Raw genomic sequence first — 658 nt, forward strand, 5'->3', positions numbered from 1 at the left:
GCTTCTTAGTTGGCTATATGCTTTGCCGTCACCTCTGTAGTACCACTGGCCCAATCGACATTCTGAATGGCTATTGACGGTTTCACCAAAAGAGCCACTTTGCAGCAAGCGATAGATGTTGTTTTTCCAAATGGCATGATCAAGCTTGACCGTATCGAGGAAAGAGCGGGTAGACGCAAAGTGGATCACCCGTTTCATGTGCTCTGATTTGACAACCACCTCGTTGACGATTGAGCCAATTTGCGCCGAAGAGGCGGATACTTCTTCTGCGCAGATTTGGTTTTCATCAATCGCGCTTTTGATTGAGCTGACTTGGGTTAGCACCTGATTAACCAGCGAATCAATTTGTTCGCTCGCTTCACTGGCTTTGCCTGCCAAATTTCTTACCTCGTCCGCCACCACGGCAAATCCGCGGCCTGCTTCACCAGCGCGTGCAGCCTCAATCGCTGCGTTGAGAGCCAATAAGTTCGTTTGGTCAGAAATCTCTTGGATAGTAGATACAAGGTGGGAAATAGAAGTCGCGGTGTTATCTAATATCTGCACAGATTCAATGCTTTGAGTGGCTTGTGAGCTGATTTTTACCGCTCGGTCATCCAGACGTGCGAGTGCTTGATGTGTTTGCTTGAACATATCATCAAGCAGCTTTAGCTCTTCGTTT

General features: G+C 47.7%; 1 protein-coding gene and 1 pseudogene. Both read right to left on the reverse strand.

Going from position 1 to position 658, the window contains the following annotated elements; all coding sequences use genetic code 11:
* The coding region (locus R7R78_RS30060; RefSeq protein WP_406707404.1) for a CZB domain-containing protein at positions 1–198 on the reverse strand (198 nt) is incomplete at its 3' end.
* Positions 199–252: 54 nt separating this feature from the next.
* A pseudogene (locus R7R78_RS30065) lies at positions 253–630 on the reverse strand (methyl-accepting chemotaxis protein); the annotation flags it as partial.
* Between the last annotated feature and the right edge of the window lie 28 nt (positions 631–658).

Source organism: Vibrio sp. 2134-1 (genome assembly GCF_033339495.1).